This is a genomic window from Mycobacterium sp. IDUB_21, from assembly GCF_055419425.1.
This window is the reverse complement of record NZ_JBVAXQ010000005.1, coordinates 340,496-348,490: the sequence shown is the minus strand read 5'-3', so window position 1 is coordinate 348,490 and position 7,995 is coordinate 340,496. Positions and strand designations below refer to the sequence as shown.

General features: G+C 68.3%; 5 protein-coding genes and 1 pseudogene. All 6 read left to right on the top strand.

The window, feature by feature from the left end:
- Window positions 1-129 (top strand): annotated as a pseudogene (locus ACZYY4_RS10810) (type VII secretion protein EsxI); the annotation flags it as partial.
- Window positions 130-291: 162 nt separating this feature from the next.
- The gene (locus ACZYY4_RS10805) at window positions 292-1,191 is read left to right on the top strand and encodes an ESX secretion-associated protein EspG (protein WP_463809966.1); all 900 of its coding nucleotides are present in this window, start codon (window positions 292-294) and stop codon (window positions 1,189-1,191) included.
- A gap of 173 nt (window positions 1,192-1,364) precedes the next feature.
- The gene (eccD, locus tag ACZYY4_RS10800; RefSeq protein WP_463809965.1) at window positions 1,365-2,879 is read left to right on the top strand and encodes a type VII secretion integral membrane protein EccD; all 1,515 of its coding nucleotides are present in this window, start codon (window positions 1,365-1,367) and stop codon (window positions 2,877-2,879) included.
- A complete protein-coding gene (gene mycP, locus ACZYY4_RS10795) occupies window positions 2,857-4,701 on the top strand; it encodes a type VII secretion-associated serine protease mycosin (protein ID WP_463809964.1) in 1,845 nt (614 codons plus the stop codon). Before eccD ends, mycP begins: the two co-directional genes overlap by 23 nt.
- The gene (eccE, locus tag ACZYY4_RS10790; protein ID WP_463809963.1) at window positions 4,698-5,873 is read left to right on the top strand and encodes a type VII secretion protein EccE; all 1,176 of its coding nucleotides are present in this window, start codon (window positions 4,698-4,700) and stop codon (window positions 5,871-5,873) included. Before mycP ends, eccE begins: the two co-directional genes overlap by 4 nt.
- A 38-nt stretch (window positions 5,874-5,911) precedes the next feature.
- Complete coding sequence (eccA, locus tag ACZYY4_RS10785) at window positions 5,912-7,702, top strand: type VII secretion AAA-ATPase EccA (protein ID WP_463809993.1); 1,791 nt, start codon at window positions 5,912-5,914, stop codon at window positions 7,700-7,702.
- The last annotated feature ends 293 nt before the right edge of the window (window positions 7,703-7,995 follow it).

The window sequence follows — 7,995 nt, the reverse complement described above, 5'->3', positions numbered from 1 at the left end:
TTCGTGGCGCAGTTGGGCCGCAACTTCGCGATCATCTACGAGCAGGCCAATGCTCATGGTCAGAAGGTGCAGACCGCCGGCAACAACATGGCCAACACCGACGCCTCCGTCGGCTCCAGCTGGGCCTGACCGAACTCGCAATCCGCAGCGCGGCAGCACACCGACCCACCGGTGTGCTGTCGCGTGCTGCAATTGGTGGGTGGTGGTAGGCGTTCGCATGCTGCTGCGTGGTCCAATAGCCGAGTACCCACTGGCCAACTACAGCGAACGACCCGGTAGAGGAGGGTAGTGATGGACCCGAGTACCCGCACCGACATCACCGTCAACGTCGAGGGCTTCTGGATGCTGCAGGCGCTGCTGGACATTCGCCACGTCGCGCCCGAGTTGCGTTGCCGGCCTTACGTTTCCACCGATTCGAACGACTGGCTCTCGGAGCATCCCGGCATGGCGGTGATGCGCGAGCAGGGCATCGTCGTCGACGGCGAGGTCAACGAGGTGGTGGCGGCCCGGATGCGGGTGTTGGCCGCGCCCGACCTCGAGGTGGTCGCGCTGCTGTCGCTGGGCAAGCTGCGCTACGGCGTAGTCGACGACGACGACCAGGAGCCCGGGACCCGTGATATCCCGGACAACGAGTTCCGGGTGCTGCTGGCACGTCGCGGCGAACACTGGGTGTCGGCGGTGCGCGTCGGCACCGACATCACCGTCGACGATGTCTCGGTGACCGACGCCGCCTCGATCGCCGCGCTGGTGATCGACGGCATGGAATCCATTCACCACGCCGATCCGGCGCAGATCACCGCGGTCAACGTGCCGATGGAGGAGATGCTGGAGGCCACCCAGAGCTGGCAGGACTCCGGCTTCAACATCTTCACCGGGGGAGACCTGCGCCGGATGGGGATCAGTGCCGCCACCGTCGCCGCACTGGGGCAGGCCCTGTCGGAGCCCGCCGCGGAGGCCGCGGTGTACGCGCGGCAGTACCGCGACGACGCCAAAGGCCCCAGCGCCTCGGTGCTGTCGCTCAAAGACGGGTCCGGCGGCCGGATCGCGCTCTATCAGCAGGCGCGAACCGCGGGATCGGGCGAAGCGTGGCTGGCGATCTGTCCGGCGACCCCGCAGTTGGTCCAGGTGGGCGTCAAAACAGTCCTGGACACCTTGCCCTACGGTGCCTGGAAAACGCATCGGAGGGTCTAGGGGTCCTCGGGGGTCGACGCGCACCGAAATGTCGTGTGACGCACCGAAGAATTGCCCGTAATCGCGAATCGTGCGATTAACATGCAATGCCTTTAGAATTGGACAGACTTTGAAATGACAAATTGCGAGGCGGCAGGTATGGATCCAGTATTCGTCGATCAGGTGGTGCAACCATGACCGCGGCGATCGAGGCGGCGCAGGCGGGCGGTGAAGTCGCGACGTCGGCAGCCCGGGCCGTGGTGATCGGCGTCATGGCCGGTGAGGGCGTCCAGATCGGGACGCTGCTGGACGCCGACGCGCCGGTGTCGGTGATGCTGGACCCGCTGCTCAAGGTGATCAACGGCCGGCTTGCCGAGCTCGAAGAGCCCACCCTGCAGGCCGAGGGACGCGGTCGCTGGGTGTTGTGCCTGGTCGACGGCACGGTGCTGCGGCCGAACCAGTCGCTGACCGAACAGGATGTGTACGACGGCGACCGGCTGTGGCTGCGCTTCATCGAGGACCGGGAGCGGCGTTCGCCGGTCATCGAACACATCTCCACCGCGGTCTCGGTGAATCTGGCCAAGCGGTTCGCCCCGGTCGATGCGGGGACCGCCGTGCGGGTCGGAGTATCGACCCTGGCGCTCGGTGTGCTGCTGGGCACCGGACTGCTCGCCGCCTGGCGCTTCGACCACGACAGCTGGCTGGTGGCCGGGTTCAGCGCGGGGCTGGCCGTACTGGTGCTGATCGCCGCCGCGCTGATCCTGATGCAGGCCCGCAATGCGTCCGACCGGCGTGTTGGTGACATCCTGCTGGCCAGCGGTTTGGTTCCGCTGGTGGTAGCCGCCGCGGCGGCCGTACCCGGCGAGGTGGGTGCCGCGCATGGCGCACTGGGCTTCGGCGTCGCGGGCATCGCCGCACTGTCGGTCATCCGACTCACCGGACGGCAGTTGGCCACCTACTGCGCCGTCGCCGTCATCAGCGGCGCGGTGATGTTGGCCGGTGTGCTGCGGATGCTGTTCCTGACCGGTGCAGTGACCCTGATGACGTGTGTGTATCTGGCCTGTGTGCTGGCCTACCAGTGGGCTCCGTCGCTGTCGCGGTGGCTGGCCGGCCTGCGGCTGCCGGTCTTCCCGTCGGCGACCAGCCGCTGGGTGTTCGAGGCCCGTCCCGACCTGCCGACCACGGTGGTGGCCAGTGACGGCGGCCCGCCGGCCTTGGAGGGCCCGGAATCGGTACGCGAGGTCGTTCTGCGCGCCGAACGGGCCCGATCGTTCCTGACCGGCTTGCTGTCCGGGCTGGGCGTGCTGATCGCGGTGTGCGTCACCGGTCTGTGCGATCCACACTCGGACCGGTCATGGCTGCCGGTGCTGCTGGCCGGTCTGACGGCCGGGTTCCTGGTGCTGCGGGGTCGTTCCTTCCGGGACCGTTGGCAGGCGCTCACGGTGACACTGACCGGTCTGGTGATCGTCGCCGCGGTGGTGGTGCGCTTCGTGGTGGTGCAGTGGACACCCACCACGCTGGTGGTCGGAGTGTCACTGCTGGCGGTGGTGCCGATGTTCGGGCTGCTGTCCGCGGTGATCGTGCCCAACACCATTTACAGCCCGCTGTTCCGCAAGTTCGTGGAGTGGATCGAATATCTGTGCCTGATGCCGTTGTTCCCGCTGGCACTGTGGTTGATGAACACCTATGAAGCGATCCGGTATCGGTAGGGGCGCACGTCGGCTGCAGCGCACCGCGGCCGCCGGCGCCGCGATGATCATGATGGCCGGCGGCTCGCTGGCCGGTCTGCCGGCCGCCGGGGCGATCGATCCGCCGGGGATCGATCCGGCCGCGCTGCCGCCCGACAGTCCGCCCGGGCCGCCGCAGACGATGCGGCAGACCTCGTACTGCACCGAGGTGGGCGTGCTGCCCGGCACCGACTTCCGGGTGCAGCCCGCCTACATGGACATGCTCAACCTGCCGGAGGCCTGGAAATTCGGTCGCGGGGCCGGGGTGACCGTCGCGGTCATCGACACCGGTGTGACCCCGCATCCGCGGCTGCCGAACCTGACCGGCGGCGGGGACTATGTGATGGCCGGCGGTGACGGGCTGTCCGACTGCGACGCGCACGGCACCCTGGTGGCATCGCTGATCGCCGCGATGCCCGACAACGGGGTGACTCCGTTGCCGGCGCCACGCCAAACCCGTCGGCCTCCGTCGGTTCCGACCAACGAACCGCCGCCGCCCGCCCCGGTGCCACAGACCACGATCATGGTGATGCCGCCGCCCCCGGCGCCGGCGCCACCCCCACCAGTCGAGGGGGAGGAACCGGCCAACGGGCCGGGTAACGCGCCGGCTCCGGCTCCGGCTCCGGCGCCCGCCCCTGGTCCGGCTCCGGGTCCGGCGCCGGCGCCTGCCCCTGGTCCGGCTCCAGGTCCGGCCCCCGGCCCGGGCAACGGCGCGGCGTCCTCGGCCCACACCGCCGACAATGCCGACGCAGGTGCTGCGCGATCGGCCGGCTCCGCCGGGCGGGCGCGAGTGGTGCCGGTCGATTTCCGCGCGCCGAGCGCACCGCCGCCGCCGGGGCCTGCGCCGGATGGATTCAGTGGGGTGGCCCCGGATGTCGGACTGATCTCGATCCGACAGAGCAGCCAGGCTTTTGGCCCCAAGGAGCCGTTCGGTGACGGCCAGGACCCGCAACTGCGTGAGAAGACCGACGGCATCCACACGATGGCACGCGCCATCGTCCACGCCGCCAACATGGGCGCCCAGGTGATCAACATCTCCCAGGCCGTCTGCATGAACGTGCGAACCCTCCTCGATCAGGCCGATCTGGGCGCGGCGGTGCGCTACGCCGCCGTCGAGAAGAACGTGGTGATCGTCGCCGCCGCCGGCGACACGAGCTGGCGCGACTGCAAGCAGAACCCGACCTACAACGCGATGCGGCCCGATGACCCGCGCGACTGGAACGGGGTCAACACCGTGGTGACCCCGGCGTGGTACGACGAGTACGTACTGACCGTCGGAGCGGTGGATTCGGCGGGTGCGCCGCTGACCAAGTCGAGCGTGGCCGGCCCCTGGGTGTCGATCGCGGCACCCGGTACCGACATCGAAGGTCTCTCACCTCGCGACGACGGACTGATGAACGCGGTCGACGGCCCGGAGAACTCACTGCTGGTCCCGTCGGGCACCAGCTTCTCCACGGCGATCGTGTCCGGCGTGGCGGCTCTGGTGCGGGCCAAATACCCGGAATTGTCGTCACATCAGGTGATCAACCGGCTGATTCGCACGGCCCGCCCGCCGGCACGTGGGGTCGACAACGTGGTCGGTTACGGCATCATCGACCCGGTGGCGGCGCTGACCTGGGATGTCCCCACCGTTCCGGCCCAACCGCCGGAACGGCTGTCGGCGCCCCTGCAGGTGCCGCCGATGCCGCCGGAACGTGACATGACCCCGGTCTGGGTCGCCGGGGCCGGGCTGTTGGCGGCGCTCGCGGCAGCCGGAGTGGCACTGGGAGTGGCAGCATTGCGACGATCGTCAAGGAACCGATGAAGGCACAGCACGCATTAGGTCTGAACCTGTCCTGGACGCGGGTGACCATGGTCTTTCTGATCGACATCGGGATCCTGGTCCTCGCCGGCCGTTGGCCCGGCGACGCGAAGGCCGCCGAATACGCATGGTGGTCGGGTGTCGGCGTCGCCGTGCTGGTCGCCATCATCGCTTTGGTCACCTACCGGCGGGTGCCGATCAGCACGATGTGGGCGGCCTGGGTGTCCGACCAGTTCACCGACCCGGAAGCGGCACTGAGCCGCGGGCGTACTGCCGCGGTGGATCATCAGCGCCGCTTCGGGCGTGAGCCGATCGGCATGCGCGAACACCAGGGCCGACTGGTGACGGTGATCGCGGTGGGCGGGCGAACGGCGTCGGCGGCCGGCCGGCACCGGCGCGGCTCGGAACCGGTGACCCTGCCGGTGGAGCGCCTCGCCGCCGGGCTACGCCAGTTCGACGTGCGATTGGACAGCATCGACGTCGTCTCGGTCGGCACCCGCGCGACTCCCGGCGATACCGAGGACTCAGAGGTCGACTTCGAAGACACCCCGTCGATGCCCGACCATCGGCAGACCTGGCTGGTGCTGCGAATGGACCCGCAGCACAACGTCAACGCGGTGGCGGCGCGCGACTCACTGGCCGCCACCTTGACGGCGGCCACGGAGCGGTTGGCCGAGGAGATCGACGGGCGCCAGATCAGCGCACGGCCGGTCCGCGCCGACGAATTCGACGCCATCGACGAGGCCGTTCTGGCGGGTCTGGAGGCAGCACAGCTTCGGCACCGACTGTTCCGGGCACGGCAGGAAGGCCACGTCGCCAATCTGTGGGTGTCGCCGGTCGACATCACCGCGGAGAACCTGGAACATCTGTGGTACCCGGCCGCCGATGCGACGGTGGTGACGGTGCGGCTCACCCCCGGGGGCGGCCGGACGACCGGTGTGTCGGTGCTGGTGCGGTACCACAGCGCCAACCGGCTGGGCCGTGACGTGCGGGTCGCGCTGAACAGGTTCGTGGGCCGACGTCAGCTGGAGGCGGTCTGCGCCAGCCTCCCGGCGCCCACCGCGCATCCGCGCATGTCGGTGCCCGGCCGGAATCTGCAGGACGGCGAACATCTGCCGGTGTCGGTGGATGCGGCGCAGGAATACGCGGTCCCGGCGCCCGGGACACGGCCGTGACCAGCTCCCAATCGGCCACGACCGACGCGCGCAACGCGATGGTCGCCGGCATGCTGGCCTCCGGGATCTCGGTCAAGGGGTTGCAGCCGAGCCACAACCCACAGGTCGCGCTGCAGATGTTCACCACTGCCAGCACGATCGACCCGAGCATGTGTGACGCCTGGCTGGCCCGGGTGCTGGCCGGCGACTCCGACATCGAGGTGCTGGCGAACGCCTGGTCGACCGTGCGCACATTCGGTTGGGAGACTCGGCGACTGGGCTTGTCGGACTTGGAGTTCCGGCCTGAGGTCTCCGACGGGATGTTCCTGCGGCTGCTGGTCACCAGCGTGGAATCGCTGGCCGCCGCCTACGCCGCCGCCCTGGCCGAAGCCAAGCGCTACGAGGAGGCGGCGAAGCTCCTCGAAGGCATCGAACCGCGAAACCCCTTCGAGAAGGAGTTGGTCGGGTACGTGCACGGCCTGCTGTACTTCCGGACCGGCCGCTGGCCGGATGTGCTGAAGCAGTTCCCCGCGGCGGCACCGTGGCGCCAACCCGAACTCAAGGCGGCGGCCGCGGCGATGGCCACCACGGCGCTCGCCTCGCTGGGGGTGTTCGAGGAGGCCACCCGGCGGGCTCAAGAGGCCATCGAAGGTGATCGGGTGCCCGGCGCCACCAACGTCGCGCTCTACACCCAGGGCATGTGTCTGCGTCACCTTGGCAAAGAGGACGAAGCCGCCGAGTTGCTGCGCCGGGTGTATTCGCGTGACGCGAAGTTCGCGCCGGCCCGCGAGGCACTGGACAACCTGGACTACCGGCTGATCTTGACCGACCCGGAAACCATCGAAGCCCGGACGGATCCGTGGGATCCCGACAGCGCCCCGACCCGTGAACAGGCCGAAGCCGATCGGCACGCCGAAGAGGCCGCCCGATACCTGGCCGAGGGCGATGCGGAGTTGGCCGCCATGCTCGGCATGGAGCAGGCCAAGCGGGAGATCAAGCTCATCAAGGCGACCACCAAGGTGAACCTGGCGCGCGCCAAGATGGGGCTGCCGGTTCCGGTGACATCCCGGCACACCCTGTTGCTCGGCCCGCCCGGCACCGGCAAGACGTCGGTGGCCCGGGCCTTCGCCAAACAGTTGTGCGGGCTGACCGTGCTGCGCAAGCCACTGGTGGTGGAGACCAACCGCTCCAAGCTGCTCGGCCGGTACATGGCCGACGCGGAGAAGAACACCGAGGAACTGCTCGAAGGCGCGCTCGGTGGTGCGGTGTTCTTCGACGAGATGCACACCCTGAATGAGCGCGGCTACTCCCAGGGCGACGCCTACGGCAACGCGATCATCAACACGCTGCTGCTGTACATGGAGAATCACCGCGACGAACTGGTGGTGTTCGGTGCCGGCTACGCCAACGCGATGGAGCGGATGCTGGAGGTCAACCAGGGTCTGCGGCGCCGCTTCTCGACCGTGATCGAGTTCTACAGCTACACCCCGCCCGAATTGCTGGAACTGACCAAGATGATGGGCGCGGAGAACGAGGACGTGGTCAGCGACGAGGCGGTCGAGGGACTGCTGCCGTCGTATGAGAAGTTCTACGCCGACGAGAACTACTCCGACGACGGCGACCTGATCCGCGGTATCGATGTGCTGGGCAATGCCGGCTTCGTCCGCAATGTGGTGGAGAAGGCGCGAGACCATCGCAGTTTCCGTCTCGACGATTCCGAACTCGACGCCGTGCTGGCGGGCGATGTCACCGATTTCAGTGCCGAATGGCTGCACAAGTTCAAGGAATTGACCCGCGAGGATCTCGCCGAAGGGCTCAGCGCGGCGGTGGCCGAGAAGAAGCCGTCCTGACCGGACAGCTTCCCGGCAGCCGATTCACAGTGCCGCGACCGCGTGGACGGGTTGACGCTCGCTGATACCGGTGCCACCATTGCGCAGGTAATGGCTGGTACTGGACTCCAGCCCCATCCGTGCGCGCTGGCGCGAGGAGGTGACGACGAGACTTGTGTCCCGGTAATTTTGCCTATCGCCCGAGATCGGTGAGTGTCTCGTTCCGATCCGGCTTCGGCGCCGTTTCTGTTTCCTAAAATCGTGTTGTGTTGGGCCCGCTTCGGTATGACGGTTTACCGTTGTAACCGGGTGCA